Source organism: Klebsiella sp. GG_Kp173, assembly GCF_040062415.1.
In the GTDB taxonomy this organism is placed as follows: Bacteria; Pseudomonadota; Gammaproteobacteria; order Enterobacterales; family Enterobacteriaceae; genus Klebsiella; species Klebsiella quasipneumoniae.
The window spans coordinates 1-23,142 of the sequence record NZ_JBEAFZ010000026.1 but is presented as its reverse complement, the minus strand read 5'-3'; the positions used below and the strand labels follow the sequence as shown (position 1 = coordinate 23,142).

Here is a 23,142-nt window from a genome sequence, read left to right as displayed (position 1 = left end):
CCTTACCCGGGCCTTGACGCTGGTACCAGAGTAGCCCGGGTAAGGCGCTAGCCGCTACCCGGGATGACTGGCTTAACTTTTCGCGCGGCTGGCGATGATTTCATCCGCTACGTTGCGCGGCGCTTCGGCGTAGTGGTGGAACTCCATGCTGTAGGTTGCTCGTCCCTGAGACATCGAGCGCAGCGTGGTGGAATAACCAAACATCTCCGCCAGCGGCACATCGGCGCGGATGATCTGGCTGCCGAAGCGCTCTTCCATCCCCTGCACCATCCCGCGACGGGAAGAGAGATCGCCCATGATATTCCCGGCGTACTCTTCCGGCGTCTCCACCTCCACGTGCATCACCGGCTCCAGGATCACCGGGTCCGCTTTGCGCGCCCCTTCCCGGAAGCCGAAGATCGCCGCCATGCGGAACGCCATCTCTGAGGAGTCCACGTCGTGGTACGACCCGAAGGTCAGGGTCGCTTTCACGTCAACCACCGGATAGCCCGCCAGCACGCCAGTGCCCATCGCTTCGCGCAGCCCTTTCTCCACGGAAGGGATGTACTCGCGCGGCACTACCCCGCCTTTGGTGGCGTCCTCGAAGACGAAACCGCTGCCCGGCTCCAGCGGCTCCAGGGTCAGCACGACGTGCCCGTACTGCCCTTTACCGCCGGACTGGCGCACAAATTTGCCTTCCACGTCCGTCACTTTCTTGCGCAGGGTTTCGCGGTAGGTGACCTGCGGACGACCAATGTTGGCCTCGACGCCAAACTCGCGCTTCATCCGGTCGACAATGATCTCCAGATGCAGCTCGCCCATGCCGGAGATAATCGTCTGGCCGGACTCTTCATCGGTATGCAGACGGAACGACGGATCTTCCGCCGCCAGCCGCTGCAGCGCGATGCCCATTTTTTCCTGGTCCGCTTTGGTCTTCGGCTCAATCGCCAGCGAAATCACCGGCTCCGGAAACTCCATCCGCTCAAGGGTAATCACCGCATCCGGGTCGCATAGCGTATCGCCGGTAGTGACATCCTTCAGCCCAACGCAGGCCGCGATATCCCCGGCGTGCAGTTCGTCAACTTCGTGGCGATCGTTGGCCTGCATCAGCACGATACGCCCGATGCGCTCTTTCTTGCCCTTCACCGGGTTCCACACCGCATCGCCTTTCTTCAGCGTCCCGGAGTAGACGCGGATAAAGGTTAGCTGGCCGACGTAGGGGTCGGTCATCAGTTTGAACGCCAGCGCCGACAGCGGCTCATCATCGCTCGGATGGCGTTCCGCCGGCTGGCCTTTCTCATCCACGCCCTGTATCGCCGGAATATCCAGCGGCGACGGCATCAGCTCCACCACCGCATCGAGCATGCGCTGCACACCTTTGTTTTTAAAGGCGCTCCCGCAGAGCACTGCCTGGATTTCCCCCTTCACCGTGCGCTGGCGCAGACCGGCGACGATCTCCGCCTCGTCCAGCTCGCCGGTTTCGAGGTATTTGTCCATCAGCGCGTCGCTGGCCTCCGCCGCCGCCGAGACCATTTTCTCCCGCCACTCGCGGGCAGTTGCCAGCAGATCGTCAGGGACCGGCCCGTAGCTGAAGGTCATGCCCTGAGTGGCGTCATCCCACAGGATGGCACGCATTTTCACCAGGTCGACGACGCCGGTGAAATGCTCTTCGGCGCCAATGGGGATGACAATCGGCACCGGGTTGGCCTTCAGGCGGTCAATCATCATCTGTACCACGCGGAAGAAATCCGCCCCGGGGCGGTCCATCTTGTTAACGAAGGCCAGCCGCGGGACATGGTATTTATTCGCCTGGCGCCAGACAGTCTCCGACTGGGGCTGCACTCCGCCGACGGAGTCATACACCATCACCGCGCCGTCGAGCACGCGCATGGAACGTTCCACCTCAATGGTGAAATCCACGTGCCCCGGGGTGTCGATGATATTGATCCGGTGCGGCTCGAAGCTGCGGTCCATACCCGGCCAGAAGCAGCTCACCGCCGCCGAGGTAATGGTGATCCCGCGCTCCTGCTCCTGGGCCATCCAGTCGGTGGTTGCCGCGCCATCGTGTACTTCACCCAGCTTATGGCTCATCCCGGTGTAAAACAGGATGCGCTCGGTGGTGGTGGTTTTACCGGCATCGATATGCGCGGAGATACCGATGTTGCGATAACGTTCGAGGGGGATGGGTCGGGGCATGATGCGTCCTTAGTCGTTTTGACTGTCAGTCTGCGGTCGGAATGATCCGCAGTTCATTTAACTGCCGCCTATGATAGTACAATTGTACGAGTATATTCGAACTATTTTGACTATTATTATGATTGGTCAGGTTGCGGCGGCGCGCGTGGCATCAGACCTGGAGTTTGGGTATAGTAGCCGCCAGCCGCCGATACGGGCTGCGACCGCCATGCGCCGCGCCACCGCCGACACAGGATTATTATGATCGCCAATCACCCCGAACGAGAACAAATTCGCCTGGAAAATGTCCTTTCCGCGCTCGGCAACCCGCTGCGACTGGAGATCATCCGCACGCTGGCCGACGGCAGCGAGCAGAGCTGTAACGCGCTGCGTCAGGAAGAGGTGGCCAAGTCCACCATGACCCACCACTGGCGCGTCCTGCGCGACAGCGGTGTGATCTGGCAGCGGCCTCAGGGACGGGAGAATATGATTTCGCTGCGCCGGGAAGATCTGGACGCCCGTTTTCCCGGCCTGCTGGATACGCTGCTTAACGTGATGGTGCGGGAGGGATAAGTATTTACGCCGGGTAGCCACTGCGCCTGACCCGTCCTGCAAAGACCTGCCGTCAGCTTATATTCCCCAGACCCGGCAAGCGCAGCGCCGCCGGGCAAAAAACAGGCCTCGGTATCGAACAAGCACAGTCGAAAAAAAAGCCGGAGGTTTCCCTCCGGCTTTTCTCAATCACATCACGCTACGCCTTACGCCACGTCTTCGTACTGCGGCACCGGGTTGCGGAAGCTTTTGGTCACGCAGGCCAGATAGACCAGACCGATACCGGCCCAGATCAGGCCCAGAATCATCGAGCTCTCTTCCAGGTTGACCCACAGCGCGCCGACGGTCAGGGCGCCGCACATCGGCAGGAACAGATACTGGAAGTGGTCTTTCAGCGTCTTGTTGCGTTTCTCACGGATCCAGAACTGCGAAATTACCGACAGGTTAACGAAGGTAAACGCCACCAGCGCACCAAAGTTAATCAGCGCCGTCGCCATCACCAGGTCGAAGTTAATCGCCAGCAGGGCAATAGCGCCGACCAGGATGATGTTCATCGCCGGAGTGCGCCAGGTCGGGTGGACGTATCCGAAGAAGCTTTTCGGGAACACGCCGTCACGACCCATCACGTACATCAGACGCGCCACGCCAGCATGCGCCGCCATACCGGAAGCCAGTACGGTGATGGTGGAGAAGATCAGCGCGCCAACCTGGAAGGCTTTACCTGCCACGTAGAGCATAATTTCCGGCTGTGACGCATCCGGATCTTTAAAGCGCGAGATGTCCGGGAAGTACAGCTGCAGGAAGTAGGTGGCAAAGATGAAGATCAGGCCGCCGATCAGCGCGGTCAGGAAGATCGCGCGCGGAATGACGCGCTCTGCATCTTTGGTCTCTTCAGACAGGTTGCTGATGCCGTCGAAGCCGGTAAACGAGAAGCACAGGATCGTCGCCCCGGTAATCATCGGGATCACGTGCGCGTCACCGGACCAGAACGGACGGCTGCTGGCCAGCGTACCAGCGCCTTCGCCTTCAAACACGCCATAAATCACCATGCCGAGAATGACGGCAATCAGCACCACCTGCAGCACCACGATCACGGTGTTGAAGTTGGCCACGGATTTAATGCTGCGCAAGTTAAAGGCGGTCATAAAGGCGACCAGCGCGATAACAAACACCCACGACGGAATCGAAGGCACCAGCGCTTCAAAATAGATTTTCGCCAGCAGAATGTTGATCATCGGCGCGAACAGGTAGTCGAGCAGCGAGGACCAACCCACCATAAAGCCAACGGTCGGGCTGATGGATTTCTGTGCATAGGTATACGCCGAGCCGGCGGACGGGTAACGACGTACCAGCTTGCCGTAGCTCAGCGCAGTAAACAGGATAGCGATTAACGCAAAGGCGTAGGCCGTCGGCACGTGACCGTCGGTCATACCAGAGACGATACCAAACGTATCGAACAGCGTCATCGGCTGCATATAGGCCAGGCCCATCATTACAACCGGAACTAGCGTAAGTGTTTTACGTAATTCCACGCGAGAGGTATTTGGAGTAGCGTTATGCGACATAGTTATCCCCTTTTACGGTGAACGCCAGCGCGTAAGCAAAAAATTGCCCCATTTCTTTCTATTCCTCAGCGACAACGACTGTCGGTTTTTAGTAAATATCTATCCGGTACGAAGCCCGGCCTCTTGGTATTGAATGATGTGTCTTTCGACCAAAAAAATAACCGACACTTTAAAAAAAAGCGTCGGCTAGTCTCTGGTTTTCAGGCCGCATATTTTGCAACAAATTCAACGGCGTTGACAAGATGTTATGAAGTTCATTGCGTAAGCATATTTTTTAACGTGCTAATATCTATACGGTTTCCATATGATAAATTGTAAAAATAGCACTATTTGCTAATAGCGTTTCCCGCCACCATTTACCAGCCAAACCGCAGGTAGCGTCATTCCAGCCGATCCACGCGTGCTGACGAGGCGACTGCCCGCGCACGGTCAAGCTGACCAGTTCGCCGCCCTCCAGCAGCCCCTGCACCTGGTAACGCGGCAGGCAGCCCCACCCCAGTCCCATGCGCAGCAGCGCCAGCTGCGCCGTAACGTCACATACCGTCAGGGTCTCCTGATCGCCGAGCAGCGCCCCGCCTTCGCCGGTGGCCACCGCGCGATAACGGCGCAGAGTTCGCCAGCTCAACGGGGCGCGACGCTCCGCCAGAGGATGCTGCGGGGAGACCACCAGCTCCAGATCCAGCTCGCCAAGGGGAAGATAATCATAGCCGCTCAGCGGCGGCGGCTCGCCGAGCGCCCCCAGCAGGAGATCGGCCTGCCCTTCAGTCAGCGGCCGCCAGTCCAGCAGCGAGGAGTTCAGCGTGAAGTGCAGCCGGGTCAGCGGCTGCTGTTGATAAAATGCGGCGATCAGCGGCGAGAGTTGCGCCACGGGAAAGGTGCTGTCCACCGCCAGGCGGAGGGTATGCTCCCACCCCTGCTGCAACTTAACCGCCCGGATCTCCAGTTCGCGGGCGATATGTAGCACTTCCCGTCCTTTCTCCAGCAGCATCTGTCCGGTGGGGGTAAAGCGCGCGCGGTGGCCGCTGCGGTCGAGCAGCTGAATATTGAGATCGCTTTCCAGCCGGTGAATGGTGTAGCTCAGCGCCGAGGGCGTTTTAAAGAGCCTTGCCGACGCCGCGGCAAAGCTCCCCTCTTTTTCCAGTGCGTCGAGGATCACGAGGACATCCAGCAGTGGTTTCATCGCTACCCCCTTACGGTATGCGAATCACCGCTGGCGCATCACTCCATCGGCATCACCAGCGGATCGGGGTACTGGTACTCAAACCCCAGCTCATTGCAGATTCTATTGCCATCCACAATCTTGCCCTGGCCGCCGTCCGGGCTGTCGCTGAACACCGGCGGCGGCAGCCCCAGCTCGCGGGCCATCTGCGGATAAAAGAGGCCGCGTGCCGGATGGCGGGGCGCACATAGATTATAGATGTGCCCGCCCTTCGGAGCCTGCAGCAGCAGTTCGATGGCGGCCACCACATCCTGCAAATGCACCAGATTGACCACATGCTGGCCATCCGGCGCCGACTTGCCGGCGAAAAAACGTCCCGGATGACGGGACGGCCCCACCAGCCCGGCCAGGCGCAGAATATCCACCGACGTCCCCGGCAGGTTGTGCAGCCAGTCTTCCAGCTCCTTTAGCACCTGCCCGCTGGCGGTCTCCGGCAGGCGCGGGGAGTTCTCTTTCACCGTGCCGTTGACGTTGCCATACACCGAGGTGGAGCTGGTGAAGACGATCCGCGGAATATGGTACGCCAGCGCGGTATCGACGATCTCCTGCACCGCCTGCAGATAAAACCCTTCCCCCGCGCCGGTCCGCCGGGCCGGCAGCGTGATCACCAGCGCATCGACGTTCATCAGCGCGTCGAGGTCCTCGGTATCACAGACCAGCTGCGGCTCCAGGCGCAGCGGATAGCTGTCGATCCCGCACATCCGCGCCGCCTCCACGCCATCCTGCGTGGTTTTACTGCCGGTGACCTGCCAGCCTCGCGCCGTCAACGACAGCGCCAGCGGCATCCCCAGCCATCCCAAACCGACTATCGCGACCTTTTTCATCCCAAGCTCCTGACTCTTTCGCTGTGCTGATTACAGGCTACGCCAGCCAGCGGCAACTGACAATTTCTTCGCTCAATGTGAAATGAATTAATGATAGAAAAAAGCCCTTGCTTTCTGCGGCGGAAGTGGTTTAGGTTAAAGGACATCAAATGCATAGTCATTCACAGAGAATTTTATGAACCGCGTTCAATTTAAACACCACCATCATCACCATCATCCTGACTAGTCTTTCAGGCGATGTGTGCTGGAAGACATTTGGATCTTCCAGTGGTGCATGAACGCGCAGAGAGCCCCCGGAAGATTCACTTCCGGGGGCTTTTTTTTGGACCAAATTCGGACAGATTCAGACAGGTATTCAGAGGAAAAGAACAATGTTAGACAACACCCGTTTACGCATAGCTATTCAGAAATCAGGCCGTTTAAGCGAAGATTCACGCGAATTACTCAGCCGCTGCGGCATTAAAGTCAATTTGCACACCCAGCGTCTGATTGCGCTGGCGGAAAATATGCCAATCGACATTCTGCGCGTGCGTGATGACGATATCCCGGGCCTGGTGATGGACGGTGTTGTCGACCTCGGCATTATCGGCGAAAACGTGCTGGAAGAAGAGCTGCTCAGCCGCCGCGCCCAGGGCGAAGACCCGCGCTACTTCACCCTGCGTCGTCTGGACTTCGGCGGCTGCCGCCTGTCGCTGGCGACCCCGGTGGATGAAGCCTGGAACGGCCCGGCGGCGCTGGACGGCAAACGTATCGCCACCTCTTACCCGCACCTGCTGAAGCGCTACCTCGATCAAAAAGGTATCTCCTTTAAATCCTGTCTGCTGAACGGCTCCGTGGAAGTGGCGCCGCGCGCCGGCCTCGCCGACGCCATTTGCGACCTCGTCTCCACCGGCGCCACCCTGGAAGCCAACGGCCTGCGCGAAGTGGAAGTGATCTACCGCTCCAAAGCCTGCCTGATCCAGCGCGACGGCGAAATGGCCGACGCCAAACAGCAGCTGATTGACCGCCTGCTGACCCGTATTCAGGGCGTGATCCAGGCCCGCGAGTCGAAATACATCATGATGCACGCCCCGACCGAACGCCTTGAGGAAGTGGTTGCCCTGCTGCCGGGCGCCGAGCGTCCGACCATTCTGCCGCTGGCAGGCGACAAGCAGCGCGTGGCGATGCACATGGTCAGCAGCGAAACCCTGTTCTGGGAGACCATGGAAAAACTGAAGGCGCTGGGCGCCAGCTCCATTCTGGTGCTGCCGATTGAGAAGATGATGGAGTAATCGGCCAGCCGGTCACGGGACACACAGGGGAAAACAATCATGAGCTTCAACACAATCATCGACTGGAACGGCTGTAGCGCAGACCAACAGCGACAACTCTTAACGCGCCCGGCGATTTCCGCCTCCGACAGCATCAGTAAAACGGTGGCGGAGATCCTCGATAACGTCAAAGCCAACGGCGACGCGGCGCTGCGCGAATACAGCGCGAAGTTTGATAAAACCACCGTCGCCGCGCTGCAGGTGAGCGAGGCGGAGATCGCCGCCGCCGGCGAGCGCCTCAGCGACGAGCTGAAGCAGGCGATGGCGGTAGCAGTGCAAAACATCGAGACCTTCCACAACGCGCAAAAGCTGCAGGCGGTGGATGTCGAAACGCTGCCGGGGGTGCGCTGCCAGCAGGTGACCCGCCCTATCGCCTCCGTCGGGCTGTATATTCCGGGCGGCTCGGCGCCGCTGTTCTCCACGGTGCTGATGCTGGCGACGCCGGCGCGCATCGCCGGCTGTCAGCAGGTGGTGCTCTGCTCGCCGCCGCCGATCGCCGATGAGATCCTCTACGCCGCGCAGCTGTGCGGCGTGAAAACCATCTTTAACGTCGGCGGCGCGCAGGCCATCGCCGCCCTCGCCCTCGGTACCGAGTCGGTGCCGAAGGTGGATAAAATCTTTGGCCCGGGTAACGCTTACGTCACGGAGGCCAAACGCCAGGTCAGCCAGCGTCTGGACGGCGCGGCCATCGACATGCCGGCCGGCCCGTCGGAAGTGCTGGTGATCGCCGACAGCGGCGCCAACCCGGACTTCGTCGCCTCCGACCTTCTGTCGCAGGCGGAACACGGCCCGGACTCGCAGGTGATCCTTCTGACCCCGGACGCCGGGATGGGCAACCGCGTCGCCGAGGCCGTGGAGCGCCAGCTGGCCGCCCTGCCGCGCGCCGAAACCGCCCGCGTGGCGCTCTCCGCCAGCCGGATCATCGTGGCCCGCGACCTGGCGCAGTGCGTGGCCATCTCCAACCAGTACGGCCCGGAGCACCTGATCATTCAGACCCGCCAGGCCCGTGAGCTGGTGGACAGCATCACCAGCGCCGGCTCGGTTTTCCTTGGCGACTGGTCGCCGGAATCCGCGGGCGACTATGCCTCGGGCACCAACCACGTCCTGCCGACCTATGGCTATACCGCCACCTGCTCGAGCCTCGGCCTGGCCGACTTCCAGAAACGGATGACCGTGCAGGAGTTATCGCGCGACGGCTTTGCCGCCCTCGCCTCGACGATTGAGATTCTGGCCGCCGCCGAGCGCCTTGACGCCCACAAAAACGCCGTAACGCTGCGCGTTGCCGCCCTGAAGGAGCAAGCATGAGCATTGAAGATTTAGCCCGCGCCAACGTTCGCGCGCTGACCCCGTATCAATCCGCTCGCCGCCTGGGTGGGAAAGGCGACGTCTGGCTGAACGCTAACGAATTCCCCACCGCCGTGGCCTTCCAGCTGACCGAGCAGACGCTGAACCGCTATCCGGAGCCGCAGCCGAAGGCGGTGATTGAGAGCTACGCCCGCTACGCCGAGGTTAAACCGGAGCAGGTGCTGGTCAGCCGCGGCGCCGACGAAGGCATTGAGCTGCTGATCCGCGCCTTCTGCGAGCCAGGCGAAGACGCCGTGCTCTACTGCCCGCCGACCTACGGCATGTACAGCGTCAGCGCCGAGACCATCGGCGTCGAGTGCCGCACCGTGCCGACGCTGGCCGACTGGCAGCTCGACCTGCCGGGCATCGAGGCGCAGCTGGACGGGGTGAAGGTGGTCTTCGTCTGCAGCCCGAACAACCCGACCGGGCAAATTATCGACCCGCAGTCGATGCGCGACCTGCTGGAGATGACCCGCGGCAAAGCTATCGTGGTGGCCGACGAAGCCTATATTGAATTCTGCCCGCAGGCGACGCTCGCCGGCTGGCTCAGCGACTACCCGCACCTGGTGGTGCTGCGCACGCTGTCTAAAGCCTTCGCCCTCGCCGGCCTGCGCTGCGGCTTCACCCTCGCCAACGCCGAGGTGATTAACGTGCTGCTGAAAGTGATCGCCCCGTACCCGCTCTCCACGCCGGTGGCCGATATCGCCGCCCAGGCGCTGAGCGCGGAAGGGATCGCCGCGATGCGTCAGCGCGTGGCGCAGATCCTCGACGAGCGCCGCTACCTGGTGGAACAGCTGCGCGGCATCGCCTGCGTGGAGCAGGTCTTCGATTCCGAAACCAACTACGTCCTGGCGCGGATAACCGCCTCCAGCGCAGTGTTTAAATCTTTGTGGGATCAGGGCATTATCTTACGTGACCAGAATAAACAACCTTCATTGAGCGGCTGTTTGCGTATCACTATCGGTACCCGTGCCGAGAGCCAGCGCGTGATTGACGCCTTGACTGCGGAGAATGTATGACCCAGAAGTATCTCTTTATTGACCGTGACGGCACCCTGATTTCCGAACCGCCGGTGGATTTCCAGGTGGACCGTTTCGACAAGCTGGCGTTTGAGCCGCAGGTGATCCCGGCGCTGCTGAAGCTGCAGCAGGAAGGCTATAAGCTGGTGATGATCACCAACCAGGATGGTCTGGGCACCGACAGCCTGCCGCAGGAGGCGTTTGATGGCCCGCACAACCTGATGATGCAGATCTTCGCCTCGCAGGGCGTTAACTTTGAAGAAGTGCTGATTTGTCCGCACTTCCCGGGCGACAACTGCGCCTGCCGCAAGCCGAAAACCCAGCTGGTGCTGCCGTGGCTGGAAGAGGGCGTACTGGATAAAGCCCACAGCTATGTGATTGGCGACCGGGCCACCGACCTTGAGCTGGCGGATAACATGGGGATTATCGGTCTGCGCTATGACCGCGAGACGCTGAACTGGCCGACCATCTGCGAGCAACTGACCCGCCGCGACCGCTATGCCCACGTCGAGCGCATCACCAAAGAGACCCAGGTGGATGTGAAAGTGTGGCTGGACCGCGAAGGCGGCAGCAAGATCCACACCGGCGTCGGCTTTTTTGACCATATGCTCGACCAAATCGCCACCCATGGCGGCTTCCGCATGGAGGTCAACGTCGGCGGCGATCTGTATATCGACGATCACCACACGGTGGAAGATACCGGCCTGGCCCTCGGCGAAGCCCTGAAGCTGGCGCTTGGCGACAAGCGCGGCATCAACCGTTTCGGCTTCGTGCTGCCGATGGACGAGTGTCTCGCCCGCTGCGCGCTGGATATCTCCGGCCGTCCGCACCTGGAGTATAAGGCGGACTTCACCTATCAGCGCGTCGGCGATCTGAGCACCGAGATGGTGGAACACTTCTTCCGCTCGCTCTCTTACACCATGGCGGTGACGCTGCACCTGAAAACCAAGGGCAAGAACGATCACCACCGCGTGGAGAGCCTGTTCAAAGCCTTTGGCCGTACGCTGCGCCAGGCGATCCGCGTCCAGGGCGATGCCCTGCCGTCTTCCAAAGGGGTGCTGTAATGAATGTGGTGATCCTTGATACCGGGTGCGCCAACCTCAATTCGGTGAAATCGGCGATTGGCCGCCACGGCTATGAGCCGGTGGTCAGCCGCGACCCGGAGGTGGTATTGCGTGCCGATAAACTGTTTCTTCCCGGCGTCGGCACCGCCCAGGCGGCGATGGACCAGCTGCGCGACCGCGAGCTGATCGACCTGATCAAAGCCTGTACCCAGCCGGTGCTGGGGATTTGCCTGGGCATGCAGCTGCTCGGCAAGCGCAGTGAAGAGAACAACGGCGTCGATCTGCTGGGCATTATCGAGGAAGAGGTGCCGAAGATGACCGACCACGGCCTGCCGCTGCCGCACATGGGCTGGAACCGGGTGTATGCCAAAGCGGGCGATCGTCTGTTCCGCGGCATTGAAGAAGGGGCTTACTTCTATTTCGTGCACAGCTACGCCATGCCGGTCAACCCGTACACCATCGCCCAGTGCAATTACGGCGAGGCGTTCACCGCCGCGGTGCAGAAAGATAACTTCTTTGGCGTGCAGTTCCATCCGGAGCGCTCCGGGAGCGCCGGGGCGCAGCTGCTGAAAAACTTCCTGGAGATGTGATGATTATTCCTGCTTTAGATTTAATCGACGGCACCGTCGTTCGTCTCCACCAGGGCGATTATGGCCAGCAGCGCGACTATGGCAGCGATCCGCTGCCGCGCCTGCAGTCCTATGCCGCTCAGGGAGCGGAAGTCCTGCACCTGGTCGACCTGACCGGGGCGAAGGATCCGGCGAAGCGCCAGATCCCGCTGCTGAAATCGCTGGTCGCCGGCGTTGACGTCCCGGTGCAGGTTGGCGGCGGCGTGCGGACCGAGGCGGATGTCGCGGCCCTGCTTGAAGCCGGCGTCGCCCGCGTGGTGGTCGGCTCCACTGCGGTGAAATCCCCGGAGGAAGTGAAAGGCTGGTTTAAACGCTTTGGCCCTGAACGGCTGGTGCTGGCCCTCGACGTGCGTATCGACGCCGACGGCAATAAGCAGGTGGCGGTCAGTGGCTGGCAGGAAAACTCCGGCGTGACCCTGGAGGAGCTGGTGGAGAGCTATCTGCCGGTCGGCCTGCAGCATGTGCTGTGCACCGATATCTCCCGCGACGGCACGCTGGCGGGCTCCAACGTCTCGCTGTACGAGGAAGTCTGCGCCCGCTACCCGCAGGTGGCGTTTCAGTCGTCCGGCGGCATCGGCGATCTCAATGATATTGCCGCCCTGCGCGGCACCGGGGTGCGCGGCGTGATTGTCGGTCGCGCGCTGCTGGAAGGCAAATTCAACGTAACGGAGGCCATTCAATGCTGGCAAAACGGATAATCCCCTGCCTCGACGTCCGCGACGGCCAGGTAGTGAAAGGCGTGCAGTTCCGTAATCACGAGATCATCGGCGATATCGTCCCGCTAGCCAAGCGCTATGCCGACGAAGGCGCCGACGAGCTGGTGTTCTATGATATCACCGCCTCCAGCGATGGCCGGGTGGTCGACAAGAGCTGGGTGTCGCGGGTGGCGGAAGTGATTGATATTCCTTTCTGCGTGGCGGGCGGGATCAAGTCGCTGGAAGACGCGGCGCAGATCCTCACCTTCGGCGCCGATAAGATCTCGATTAACTCCCCTGCTCTCGCCGACCCGACGCTGATCACCCGCCTTGCCGACCACTTTGGCGTGCAGTGCATCGTGGTGGGGATCGATACCTGGTTTGATGCACAGACCGGCAAGTATCACGTCAATCAGTACACCGGCGACGAGAGCCGCACCCGGGTGACGCAGTGGGAAACCCTCGACTGGGTGGAGGAAGTGCAGAAGCGCGGCGCGGGCGAGATCGTCCTCAATATGATGAACCAGGACGGGGTGCGCAACGGCTACGACCTGCAGCAGCTGGCGAAGGTCCGCGCGGTGTGCCATGTGCCGCTGATCGCCTCCGGCGGCGCAGGCACCATGGAACACTTCCTCGAAGCCTTCCGCGACGCCGACGTTGACGGCGCGCTGGCGGCCTCAGTATTCCACAAACAGATTATTAATATTGGCGAACTGAAAGCGTACCTGGCGGCACAGGGCGTGGAGATAAGGGTATGTTGACTGAACAGCTGGACTGGGAAAAAACGGACGGCATGATGCCGGCCATCGTGCAGCACGCCGTATCCGGCGAAGTGCTGATGCTGGGCTACATGAACAAGGACGCGCTGGAGAAAACCGAAGCCACCGGCAAGGTCACCTTTTACTCACGCACCAAACAGCGGCTGTGGACCAAGGGTGAAACCTCGGGAAATGTCCTCAACGTGGTGAGCATCACACCGGACTGCGACAACGATACGCTTCTGGTGCTGGTGAACCCGATCGGGCCGACCTGCCACAAAGGCACCACCAGCTGCTTCGGCGACGCCGGCCACCAGTGGCTGTTCCTGTATCAGCTGGAGCAGCTGCTGGCCGAGCGTAAGCACGCCGACCCGGAGAGCTCCTACACGGCGAAGCTGTATGCCAGCGGCACCAAGCGCATCGCGCAGAAAGTGGGAGAAGAAGGCGTGGAGACCGCGCTGGCCGCCACGGTGAACGACCGCTTCGAGCTGAAGAATGAGGCGTCAGACCTGATGTATCACCTGCTGGTGCTGCTGCAGGACCAGGGGCTGGATCTCGGGGAAGTGATTGATAATCTGAAGAGTCGTCACTAACGCATTAACCCCCGCCGCAACGGCGGGGGTAGCTAGCATCAGGATTTGCTTTCCAGCAGCGTAGTGTAGAGATTGACGTAAGCGTCAATCATATGGTCGGCAGTAAACATCTCTTCAAAACGACGGCGCGAGTTTTCGCCATAGCGGCTGGCGGTTTCATCGTTATGCCAGAGCTCATTCATCGCCTCCACCAGCGCCCGACTGTCATTCGGCGGGATCACGCAACCATTCACTTTGTCCTGGTTTATGAACGAGGTCCCGGTGCCGATCTCACAGGAGATCAGCGGCCTGGCGAAGCGCGCGCCTTCCAGTAACGTAATGCCAAACGCCTCGGAGCGCAGATGCGAGGGGAAGACCACGCCACGGCAGAGCTGGAAGAGAATGTATTTATCTTCGTCGTTGAGCATGCCGGTAAACACCACATTGCTCAGCCCGCGCTGCTGCGCTTCACGCCGCACTTCCGCCTCCAGCGGCCCGCCCCCGACGATCACCACCGGCAGCCGGCTACGCTCGGCGGCATCCAGCAGAATGTGCAGCCCTTTGTAGTAGCGGAAAGCGCCGACGAAGAGGAAGAAATTATCGCCAACGGTTTCCCGCCAGTGCGCCACCCGCTGCGGATCGTGCTGCACGTCGTGCTGCTCCAGACCAAACGGGATCACCACCGTTTTATCCTGATATTTTTTCAGGGTCTGGCTGGAGGCCACGTAGTTGGGCGACGAGGCGACGATGCAGTCGACGCTGGCGAGAAATCGCTCCTGCAGCGGCTGGTACAGCTTCATTAACCGTTTTTGTTTCACAATATCCGAGTGATAGGTCACCACTGTTCTGGCGTCAGGCCGCGCCGTGAGATGCAACATATCCATGAATGGAAACGGAAAATGGTAGTTGATGATGTCGTAGTCATCTTTAATCTGCTTAAAACGCGTTAACGCTTTCAGCGAAAACGGCGTGGAGGCAATTTCAAAAAGCTGCTTATTATAAATGACCCGATGGTCTTCGTAGGCGACAGGTCCTGTCTCTTTGTCCGGGCTAAAAGTAAATACATCGGCTGCGATTCCCCGGCGGGCGCAGCCCTGACTGAGCTGATAAATGACCTGCTCAATACCGCCGTAGGTATCGGGATAGTAGGTCTTATAGACGTGTAGAACTCTCAACTGACACCCTTAGAGTAATTTATAGGCGTTAATGGTCTGGGTCGTACAGTTCTCCCACGAAAACTGTTTCGCCTGGGCAAGACCGCGCGCGGTGGCGATTTCCCGCCAGCTATCATCCTGCAGGCTCTGCAAAATATGCGCGCTAATCGCGTCTACATCATTAGGATCGGCAACGAGGCCGGCATCGCCAACCACCTCAGGCAAAGAAGTGACATTGGAACATACTACCGGCACACCGCAAGACATCGCTTCAAGAATAGGTAAACCGAATCCCTCATAGAAGGAGGGATAAACAAAGGTTCTGGCCGCCGCGTACAGATAAGGCAGGTCTTCATCCGGGACATAGCCCAGGTAACGGATCCACCCTTCTCGCGTACCGCGCTCGACTAACTGCCACAGCACATCGTCTTCCCATCCGCGATAACCGCTGAGGATCAGCGGGTAGCGCATGCGGGTCTCCATCGGCAGCAGCTGATAGGCCTGCAGCAGACCGCGGATATTTTTACGCGGCTCCATGGTGCCGATATACAACGCATAGCCCTGCCACGCCAGCTGATATTTCTGCAGGACCGGCAGGCACTCCGCCGGGCTACGCGGAATATAGTCGCTGCTGCAGGCCAGCTTGGTGGTGACGATCCGCTCCGCCGGATAGTTGAACAGGCGGATGATTTCACTGCGCGAGAAGTCAGAGACGGTCAGGATCAGCTTTGCCGAATCCAGGCTCTCGTGCAGGGACTTCTCCATATAGCGAACCCGATCTTTTGGATGATATTCCGGGCAGGTAAATATAGAGATGTCATGAAATGTGGTTACGGCGCGTTCCAGGCGATGCGGCAGATAGAAGTTAGGGCCATGGTAAATGTAGTCTTTGTAATCGCGCAATGCCCACGCCTGGCGCCGCGGATGCAGCAGGCGATACGCCTCAATCAGCAGCGGCTGGCGGCGCAGAAACGCCGACAGACGACCATGATTGCTGGCTTTGGTATCGCTTTTATTCTCTACCTGGGGGATCTGGTCGATAAACGACGCGCCGTGAAACAGCTTCAGCTCTTCGATTTCGCGAGCGACCGCCAGCCGCTTAACCAGCTCCAGGGAATACCGACCGATGCCCGTTAACGGGTATTTAATTGGCTCAGTAGCAAAAATAATTTTCATTATAAATGACACATCATCATCTATCCCCCTTGTATTCAAAGGCAAAAATACAAGAGGGATATTTTTATTTAAAGTATTTAGCTTTAGCTAAGCCTTGACACATATTAACCAGACGGCGTGAAACAGCATGATAATCATGTTGTTCCCGCCATGCATCGGCACGTTGTTGAGTCCTGGTCGCCCAAGCGTCCTGTTCACGGATGGAATGCAGGATCCGGTCAATTCCCTGACTGATATCATCGACGCTGCATCCATCAAATTTAAAGACTGCATCGTCCAGGTCATCAAATATCGCCAGAGGCGTTACCGCGACAGGTTTTTGCGTCGCCATACCATAACGTACCGCCCCGCTAGCAGACTCCCCGGTATTCTGATAAGCAAAAATCAGAAGGTCAGCTTCCGAGAGCAGCCGCAGACTATCTGCGTCCGGCAGGAAATCATTATGCATCTCAATGAGATCGGTAACACCTAGCCGCTGAGCTTCTGCTTTGAGCTCAGCCACCAGATCGCGTGACTCTCCAACAGGATACTCCGCGTTCACCAGACGTAAACGAACCGGCTTACCGGCTTGCTTGAGACGATGGACGGATTCGACCAGCTCCATCAGGCCCTTATGCGGTAAGCAGAAGCCATAGCTCGCAATCAACGGTAAAGCCTGCTGTTGACGCGCGACGCTCGGTGCGGAGTAGTTGATTACACCGTGCGGGAATAAAGCAACATTCTCAGTTAAGCCTAAATCTTTAAGGCGGTTCATATCGGCAATAGAATGCACCAACAACCGGTCGCAAAGCGCCAGCGCCTCCGCCATTTCGGCAAGACGGAAATTCCAGGTCGGCTCTTTTTCCAACGGATCCACAGTTGAATGCATCGTCATGACCACTGAACGACCAGCATCATGCTGGCGACGAATAAAGGCCGACAGTTCGCGATGATTAAAGAATCCATAATTGAACTGGATCACGATGACATTGAGTCGCAGAGCATCAATTTGTGGCTGGAGGTTTTCCAGATAGTTGCTCTCTTTACCTACAATCCAGTTCCGCAGTACAAACTCTTCGTCTGCACATACAAGATCTTCAGCACTGACCTGAGGAGCAAAAACAACATCCGCGCCATGCGGTGCACTCTCCACCAGATGTTGGGAATAGGTTGCGATCCCACATTTCGTGTTCCAGGTCGTCAACCAGCCAATGCGCGCCCGATGCTGAGCAATATCAATATGCGCACGCAGGGTCTTGACCGCCTGCCAAGAACGATCGGCCACTGCTTTCCAGGTAAACTGCTGCAGAATAAGCTCGCGTCCAGAATCGGCCATGCCACGCAGCACCGATTTATCGGTCGAGGCTGCGGCTTTTAACGCATCCGTTAAGTTGTCAATGTCCACACTGGCCCAGGTTGAGGAAAACAGACCAAAGTGTGTTTTTACCCGGGTAAACTGATAATCAACCAGCCATGAATTTTGTGAATTAACAAAATCAAGTTGCCCGCTCCAGTTGGTGACGATGGCCGGTAGCCCACTCAGCATTGCTTCAGCGATAGGTAAGCCAAAGCCTTCGGCGCAACCTGGAGCAACCAGAACATCGCAGCTTTCATAAAGCCCCTTAAGCTGGCTGGCAGACATATCCTCTTTGATCACTTCAACTTTGGGATATTCCGCGAATTGAGCCTGGGCGTGAGCCAGCCACGCGTCAATTTCATTGTGCGGATTGTTAAACGTCTTAATGATCAAGATGACATTGTCACGACGAGTGAATGCCCTCCCCCAAGCCTCGAGCATTGCCTGTACCCCTTTGCGTGGGAAACAAGAAGAGACATGCAGGAAACGGAAGGTTCCGTCATCTACATTTTTTGTCGTTTCGGCTGGGGTATTGAGCCAATGGTCGCAGCCATTGCCAACAACGAATGCGGGCACATTAAGTCCGTTATCAATCAATACCTTACGAACGTGCTCCGAAGTACACAGTACTCCGTCAAGTTCCCGGTTAAATTCATTGATCCATGGTTGTGGAAAGCCCGTTTCTTCCCAGGCATAACAGTGAAGGAGTTTTACTTTGGCATCCATTTCGGAAACCCGCGGTGGATAGATGTTTCTGCTAAGAATATCTATCTTTTCGTCACTCTTGCGGGTACGGCATTGATTATAAAATGCCAAGAGATCGCTATTTTCCGGCTGTGCCATAAACGAGGCATCCGGGGCAAAATCACCCGGCCCTTCAGTGGAGTGCAATAACACCTCTACGCCATCAGCTGAGAGTGCCCGGGCAAATTCCCGGTTGACTAGCGCCAGACTATATGAACTATCGAATGGGCCTTCCACACGCCAGGTCATCGCCTTATCGTCAATTTGATAAAGTTCTGCCGTCTTCAGATTGTAATCAATGGCCGTTGCGCACAAGCGCAGATCGCGCTCATCTGGTTGTCCATGAGAGATAGCAAGGATCTTCTGAATCAATGCCTCAGGCAACATCTGCGCAATACCTGTATCTTCTGTCGCAATCTTCTCGAAAGCTTCCAGAGCAGTCACCGCAGCTTTATCCCAAGAAAAATTACCCGCTTGATGCTGCGCCATTTCTTTCAGACGTGCCAGGAAGGAATCATCAGTCAAACATTGCGCCATCTTATCCCGAATGGAAGAGATAGAATACGGGTCGAATAATGCCTCAGGATTACCGATGACTTCAGGAATACTCGTGACATTTGAGCCAATGGCCGGCGCACCACACGACATAGCTTCCAGAACAGGCAATCCAAAACCTTCATGTAACGAAGCAAAGATGAACAGCTTACACAGGCGATAGAGCTGGATCAGCTCATTTTCCGGCACATAACCAGTCAGCACAAGTTCGCCCTGCTGTAAACCGTTACCTGATGCCAGGGATTCCAGATACTGACGATCGCCAATGGAAAGCTTACTGACGATAACCAGTTGATGACTGCGACGTAAGGCATCACTGAGCCCGGCATAGGCCTCAATTAACCGTTTAAAGTTTTTCCTTGAGTCAAATCCTCCGGGCGCATACAACACGAACTCGCGCTGAATATCGTAATGGCCAAGGACCGTCTCTTTTTCTCTCGTTGTCACCTGCGCCATACAAAACTGAGGATCAGCTGCGGCTGCAATATTCTGTACATGATCGCCCTGCAAATGCAGATGCTCGATCGCTTCCTGGGCAGTATACGCTGAGTTCGTCAATAAAAGGTCAGCGTTTTTTAACCATTCAACTTTCTGTAAATAGTAGGGTTTGAATACATCGTCCAGAAGATAGGTTTCCGCCTGTACCAGTGGGATAAGATCGTGGTGCAGTACGGCTACTTTATACTGACGACTAAATTTGTGTACCGATGTGGCCGCATCGTCGACATGACCTTCAAACAAGCTCGTAATGAAAACGACATCTGGACGCAATGATTCAAGAAATGCTTCCCGAATCAGTTCCGCGCTCTCCCGACGCCATTCATTACCTTGGTCCATCGCACGCACAGGGCCTGCGGCATGCCAGACGACAATATTTTCAGCCGGCAAGAGATCGGCAAATTGCGCCTTAACATCCGCAATTGACTCATCCAGCATGGCAGATAGCGCGATGAAAATCTCATGCTGGCTGTTATTTCTGATTATGGCTCTGGCGATAGCGATACTATAACGACCAATGCCACGAAAGCGGCTTTCCGTCTGCGCACCTTGTAAATCAATGACAATACGCATCGTTATTTCTCCGTATTTTTATTTTTTAATTCGTTATAAATACTCAACGCGCGGCTTGTCATTTCTTCAGTACCCACATCATATCTTCTGGACTGCATCATCATCGTGTCAGAGTGCACCAGCATGACCCGCTGGAACAAACGTTGTAGCAATGTGTAGCAGCCTGTTTTTCTCAAAACCTTAAACAGATAAACCTTTGACTTAGGATAGCGATGGAAAAAGACCAGCGAGAGCGCCATTCCTTTGCGCAATATTTTTTTCGCCGCCCTACGGGCTCTCACTTTTGCCCCTTCCTGACGTAATAATTGACGTTGCAAAGACAACCAGCGTAGTGGTTGAGTGATACGCCATGAACGACTGTTATGTAAGTCCGCCATTTGCTGATGAAGCTGATGATTCTGACCGATGATATGGCTCAGTTCGTCGATCTGACCTTGCAACGTCTGAATAGTGTCCGACATTTTGCTTATCTGGCGCGTATAGGTATGGTTCCACGTCTCCAGCTGTGAGGCATAGGACGAAAACTGTTCGCGCAAAATCTCATCGTAACGGTTGCTCAGGGCATCCAGCGTTAGACCATACTGTTGAGTAAACAGGGTTTCAAAGCGTTCAAGAATATCTTCAGGCGCGGCTTTCTGAGCAATGATGCTGTAGTCTGGGCTAACCCCTTTTAGTACATCGATCAAATTGACGGCAGCATCCGGAGATTTAAGAGCCTCTTTTTCCTGAAGACGAACGGTAATTGCCCGCTTAAAACCATAATGAATAGGTAAAAACTCAAGCAGTGGCGGCGGCAGAGGGTGATTATGCGTGGGATCCATATAAAATGAACAGGTGCCGACGCTTACATTCTCAGGGTTCGGCGTTTCGAGGATCAGTAAACCGCCAGGTTTCAGCACCCGCAAGGTATGCATGACGAGCTGCTGCAGTACCTCAAAAGGCAAATGTTCAGCAATATGAAAACCTGTCAACGCAATCAGGCTCTGATCCGCCTGATTTTGTAGAAACTGCAGACAATCCATTTTCTGCACGTTCAGTCCGGCTTCCTTTGCGCGCGCCAGCATGCCATCATCGAGATCGACGCCGATGTTCGCAATGCCATTTTCAGTCAGGATCTCCAGCCATTCGCCACGCCCGCAACCAATATCCGCAATCACGCCATCAGGATAAATTTCCTTAAGACGTGACAGAAAAGGCAAATAAAAACTCAGGCGGCTCTTGATATCTTCAACCGAACCTCTGTGTCGTTCTTCAAATGAACGATAAAACGACGAACCCATTAAGAAATCTCCAGTTCAGGTGGCAACCAGGACACGCCGACAAACTCTTGTTGTTCCGTGTTAACGACGTTGAATACCACGGCCAGATCGCGCCATTCATAGTTTTTGCCGAGGTGCGTACTGGAAGTATGCAACGCGACAGCGACAGAATAGGAACCAACCCCCAATCTCGCATCGAAAGAGAATAAGAACGAGCGCTTTTCTCCTTTTTTCAGGGAGGTGAGAGTCTGTTTGAGATGATGCGTATTGGTCCCAAAAATCGGCTGCCCTAGTCGATCCTTAATCATATATCCGACGACAAGCTCAGGAATATCGTCCTTGACCTCAACGTTGACCTGCAAGCTAACACGATGCCCTACTGAGGCAAATTCAGTCACATTGCCCTGTTCATCGAGAAGATGAACCTCAGAGATAGTCACTTCACCAGTGCCTGAAACAGTTTGCGTTTTACCATTGTGCTCAACTTGTTTAATGGACTGATTTTGCTTATCGGCCAGAAGCGCATTGTAATAATCCATTACTGCTTCAGGTTCGCCTTCCATCTCAATGTGGCCTTTATTCAACAAAATGGCCCGATCGCAAATGCTTTGGATCGCCTGTTTATCATGGGATACCAGCAACAGCGTGGTCCCTTCCTGACGAAATTTTCGGATACGCTCAAAGCTTTTATGCTGAAAATAAGCATCCCCAACAGATAATGCTTCATCAATAATTAGCACATCGGGACGGATAGCCGTCGCTACGCTAAAAGCTAATCGAACCTGCATACCACTGGAATAGACACGCACAGGTTGATCAATATAGTCCCCAATCTCCGCAAATTCTTCAATTTGCGGCATCAGTTCAGTTATTTTCTCTGAGGATAATCCCAGCAGTTGCCCAGACATATAAACATTCTGCCGACCCGTGAAATCAGAGTGAAACCCCATCCCCAGTTCGAGTAATGCAGCGACACGACCGGAGATTTCAATTTCTCCGGTCGTAGGCCTGGACGTCCCGGTAATGAGTTTAAGTAGGGTACTCTTACCCGCACCGTTGATACCAATAATACCTACAGCCTCTCCCGGAGCGACTTCGAAATTAATATCGCTGAGGATCCATTTCAAATTATGGCGTTTGGTATTCAGTGGAGATAACCATTCGATCAGTCTCCCTGTCTTTGAGTGATACTGGCGATACGCCTTACCGACATTCTTTACTCTGATGTAACTCATTATAATTCATCCACCATATCCGCCGCATGTTTGCGGAACATCCTGAAACCGATGACGCAGAAAATAATGGCGAGAGCCAATACTGGCCATAACGAATACCAGTTAGGAGCCTGATGATAGGCAAAGATGGACTGATAAGATTGCATCACCCGCGTCATTGGGTTATACAGCAGCAGATTTTTTGCCCATGCTGGCAATGAATTTAGTACATAAACAATAGGGGTGAACCAAAACCAGAATTGCAGCGCAACCCCAACCAGTTGTCCCACGTCCCTGAAAAAGACGTTCATCACACCAAGGATCATACCCAGCCCACCGGCAAACAGGATCTGCAAAAGCAGTACTGGTATTACCGAGAGAAAGAGCCAGCCAGGGAAGTTACCTGTGACAATGATAAAAATAAGAAACAGACTAAAGATAATCGCGAAATTAAGTACCGCCGATAACGTCACGATGATCGGCAGACAGATTTTCGGAAAACTGAGTTTCTTAATCAGATTAGCATTGTTAATGAATACGCTCTGACCTTTATCCAGCATCTCTGTAAATAATCCCCAGGTCAGCACCCCGGAGCAGAGATAAATACTGTAGGCAAACGGCCCCGTATTATCGGGCATTCTGGCTTTCATTACCTCGGAAAAAACCAAAGTATAGACCAGAATCATAGAGAGCGGTTGTAAAACGAGCCATAATGCGCCCAGCATACTGGTTTGATAGCGTGCCTGAAAGTCACGCTTAACACTGCTCCAGATAAATCCCCGATAACGATAAATCGTCGTTAGTAAATCTCTCACCTTATTCCCCGCTTAACAGGTGTAACAGCTCGGTCGTTTTTTCATTCATAAGCGCTACATCCGCTCTGGACTCCACGTTCAGACGCACCACCGGCTCCGTGTTGGACGTGCGC

At 56.3% G+C, this 23,142-nt stretch carries 21 protein-coding genes and 1 other annotated feature; of the genes, 10 read left to right on the top strand and 11 right to left on the bottom strand.

The features are described from left to right. Positions 1-72: 72 nt before the first annotated feature. On the bottom strand, positions 73-2,175 hold the full coding sequence (fusA, locus tag ABLU50_RS13820) for an elongation factor G (protein WP_023318673.1): 2,103 nt from the start codon (positions 2,173-2,175) through the stop codon (positions 73-75). 240 nt (positions 2,176-2,415) lie between these two features. On the opposite strand from fusA, the gene ABLU50_RS13815 reads away from it, so the two are divergent. Then, positions 2,416-2,727 carry a helix-turn-helix domain-containing protein gene (locus tag ABLU50_RS13815; protein ID WP_017899702.1) on the top strand — a complete coding sequence of 104 codons (312 nt, stop codon included), beginning with the start codon at positions 2,416-2,418 and terminating at the stop codon, positions 2,725-2,727. Positions 2,728-2,912: 185 nt separating this feature from the next. Here the strand turns inward: ABLU50_RS13815 and plaP are convergent, their stop codons facing one another. The 3 genes from plaP to ABLU50_RS13800 form a co-directional block, all read right to left on the bottom strand. Then, entirely contained in the window at positions 2,913-4,271 is a 1,359-nt protein-coding gene (gene plaP, locus ABLU50_RS13810; protein ID WP_004148994.1) for a putrescine/proton symporter PlaP, read from the bottom strand. A 289-nt stretch (positions 4,272-4,560) separates the two neighbouring features. After that, positions 4,561-5,451 (bottom strand): LysR family transcriptional regulator, encoded by an 891-nt coding sequence (locus ABLU50_RS13805; RefSeq protein ID WP_087832127.1) that lies wholly within the window; start codon positions 5,449-5,451, stop codon positions 4,561-4,563. A 38-nt stretch (positions 5,452-5,489) separates the two neighbouring features. Beyond that, positions 5,490-6,314 carry an SDR family oxidoreductase gene (locus ABLU50_RS13800; RefSeq protein ID WP_004203585.1) on the bottom strand — a complete coding sequence of 275 codons (825 nt, stop codon included), beginning with the start codon at positions 6,312-6,314 and terminating at the stop codon, positions 5,490-5,492. A 175-nt stretch (positions 6,315-6,489) separates the two neighbouring features. Here ABLU50_RS13800 and hisL point away from each other — a divergent pair, with 175 nt between their 5' ends. The 9 genes from hisL (at position 6,490) to hisIE (ending at position 13,726) form a co-directional block, all read left to right on the top strand. Beyond that, complete coding sequence (hisL, locus tag ABLU50_RS13795; protein ID WP_004899375.1) at positions 6,490-6,540, top strand: his operon leader peptide; 51 nt, start codon at positions 6,490-6,492, stop codon at positions 6,538-6,540. After that, positions 6,516-6,638: a sequence feature (His leader region), on the top strand. It overlaps the preceding gene by 25 nt. Positions 6,639-6,685: 47 nt before the next feature. Next, a complete protein-coding gene (hisG, locus tag ABLU50_RS13790; protein ID WP_002912152.1) occupies positions 6,686-7,585 on the top strand; it encodes an ATP phosphoribosyltransferase in 900 nt (299 codons plus the stop codon). A 39-nt stretch (positions 7,586-7,624) separates the two neighbouring features. Further along, the gene (gene hisD, locus ABLU50_RS13785; protein ID WP_004203587.1) at positions 7,625-8,929 is read left to right on the top strand and encodes a histidinol dehydrogenase; all 1,305 of its coding nucleotides are present in this window, start codon (positions 7,625-7,627) and stop codon (positions 8,927-8,929) included. Then, positions 8,926-9,987 carry a histidinol-phosphate transaminase gene (gene hisC, locus ABLU50_RS13780; protein ID WP_004203588.1) on the top strand — a complete coding sequence of 354 codons (1,062 nt, stop codon included), beginning with the start codon at positions 8,926-8,928 and terminating at the stop codon, positions 9,985-9,987. The genes hisD and hisC overlap by 4 nt, the downstream gene beginning before the upstream one ends. Beyond that, the gene (gene hisB, locus ABLU50_RS13775) at positions 9,984-11,051 is read left to right on the top strand and encodes a bifunctional histidinol-phosphatase/imidazoleglycerol-phosphate dehydratase HisB (RefSeq protein ID WP_017899706.1); all 1,068 of its coding nucleotides are present in this window, start codon (positions 9,984-9,986) and stop codon (positions 11,049-11,051) included. Before hisC ends, hisB begins: the two co-directional genes overlap by 4 nt. After that, a complete protein-coding gene (hisH, locus tag ABLU50_RS13770; RefSeq protein WP_002912227.1) occupies positions 11,051-11,641 on the top strand; it encodes an imidazole glycerol phosphate synthase subunit HisH in 591 nt (196 codons plus the stop codon). Before hisB ends, hisH begins: the two co-directional genes overlap by 1 nt. Beyond that, positions 11,641-12,378, top strand: a complete 738-nt coding sequence (hisA, locus tag ABLU50_RS13765) for a 1-(5-phosphoribosyl)-5-[(5-phosphoribosylamino)methylideneamino]imidazole-4-carboxamide isomerase (protein ID WP_004200373.1) — start codon at positions 11,641-11,643, stop codon at positions 12,376-12,378. Before hisH ends, hisA begins: the two co-directional genes overlap by 1 nt. Beyond that, positions 12,360-13,136, top strand: a complete 777-nt coding sequence (gene hisF, locus ABLU50_RS13760; RefSeq protein WP_087832126.1) for an imidazole glycerol phosphate synthase subunit HisF — start codon at positions 12,360-12,362, stop codon at positions 13,134-13,136. The genes hisA and hisF overlap by 19 nt, the downstream gene beginning before the upstream one ends. Then, on the top strand, positions 13,130-13,726 hold the full coding sequence (hisIE, locus tag ABLU50_RS13755; RefSeq protein WP_004203593.1) for a bifunctional phosphoribosyl-AMP cyclohydrolase/phosphoribosyl-ATP diphosphatase HisIE: 597 nt from the start codon (positions 13,130-13,132) through the stop codon (positions 13,724-13,726). Before hisF ends, hisIE begins: the two co-directional genes overlap by 7 nt. A 38-nt stretch (positions 13,727-13,764) precedes the next feature. Here hisIE and wbdC read toward each other — a convergent pair whose 3' ends face one another. The 7 genes from wbdC to ABLU50_RS13720 form a co-directional block, all read right to left on the bottom strand. Further along, the gene (gene wbdC, locus ABLU50_RS13750; protein ID WP_087832125.1) at positions 13,765-14,880 is read right to left on the bottom strand and encodes an N-acetyl-alpha-D-glucosaminyl-diphospho-ditrans,octacis-undecaprenol 3-alpha-mannosyltransferase WbdC; all 1,116 of its coding nucleotides are present in this window, start codon (positions 14,878-14,880) and stop codon (positions 13,765-13,767) included. Positions 14,881-14,889: 9 nt separating this feature from the next. Continuing rightward, positions 14,890-16,035 (bottom strand): glycosyltransferase family 1 protein, encoded by a 1,146-nt coding sequence (locus ABLU50_RS13745; RefSeq protein ID WP_004203596.1) that lies wholly within the window; start codon positions 16,033-16,035, stop codon positions 14,890-14,892. Positions 16,036-16,099: 64 nt separating this feature from the next. Continuing rightward, positions 16,100-19,741, bottom strand: a complete 3,642-nt coding sequence (locus ABLU50_RS13740) for a glycosyltransferase (protein WP_087832124.1) — start codon at positions 19,739-19,741, stop codon at positions 16,100-16,102. Between the two features lie 2 nt (positions 19,742-19,743). Further along, positions 19,744-21,021 (bottom strand): methyltransferase domain-containing protein, encoded by a 1,278-nt coding sequence (locus tag ABLU50_RS13735; protein ID WP_087832123.1) that lies wholly within the window; start codon positions 21,019-21,021, stop codon positions 19,744-19,746. Further along, a complete protein-coding gene (gene wzt / locus ABLU50_RS13730; RefSeq protein WP_087832122.1) occupies positions 21,021-22,235 on the bottom strand; it encodes an O8 family O-antigen export ABC transporter ATP-binding subunit in 1,215 nt (404 codons plus the stop codon). The genes ABLU50_RS13735 and wzt overlap by 1 nt, the downstream gene beginning before the upstream one ends. Continuing rightward, the gene (gene wzm, locus ABLU50_RS13725) at positions 22,235-23,029 is read right to left on the bottom strand and encodes an O8 family O-antigen export ABC transporter permease subunit (protein WP_019704354.1); all 795 of its coding nucleotides are present in this window, start codon (positions 23,027-23,029) and stop codon (positions 22,235-22,237) included. The genes wzt and wzm overlap by 1 nt, the downstream gene beginning before the upstream one ends. A 1-nt stretch (position 23,030) precedes the next feature. After that, positions 23,031-23,142: hypothetical protein (locus ABLU50_RS13720; RefSeq protein WP_348864800.1), on the bottom strand; the 112-nt coding region annotated here is incomplete at its 5' end.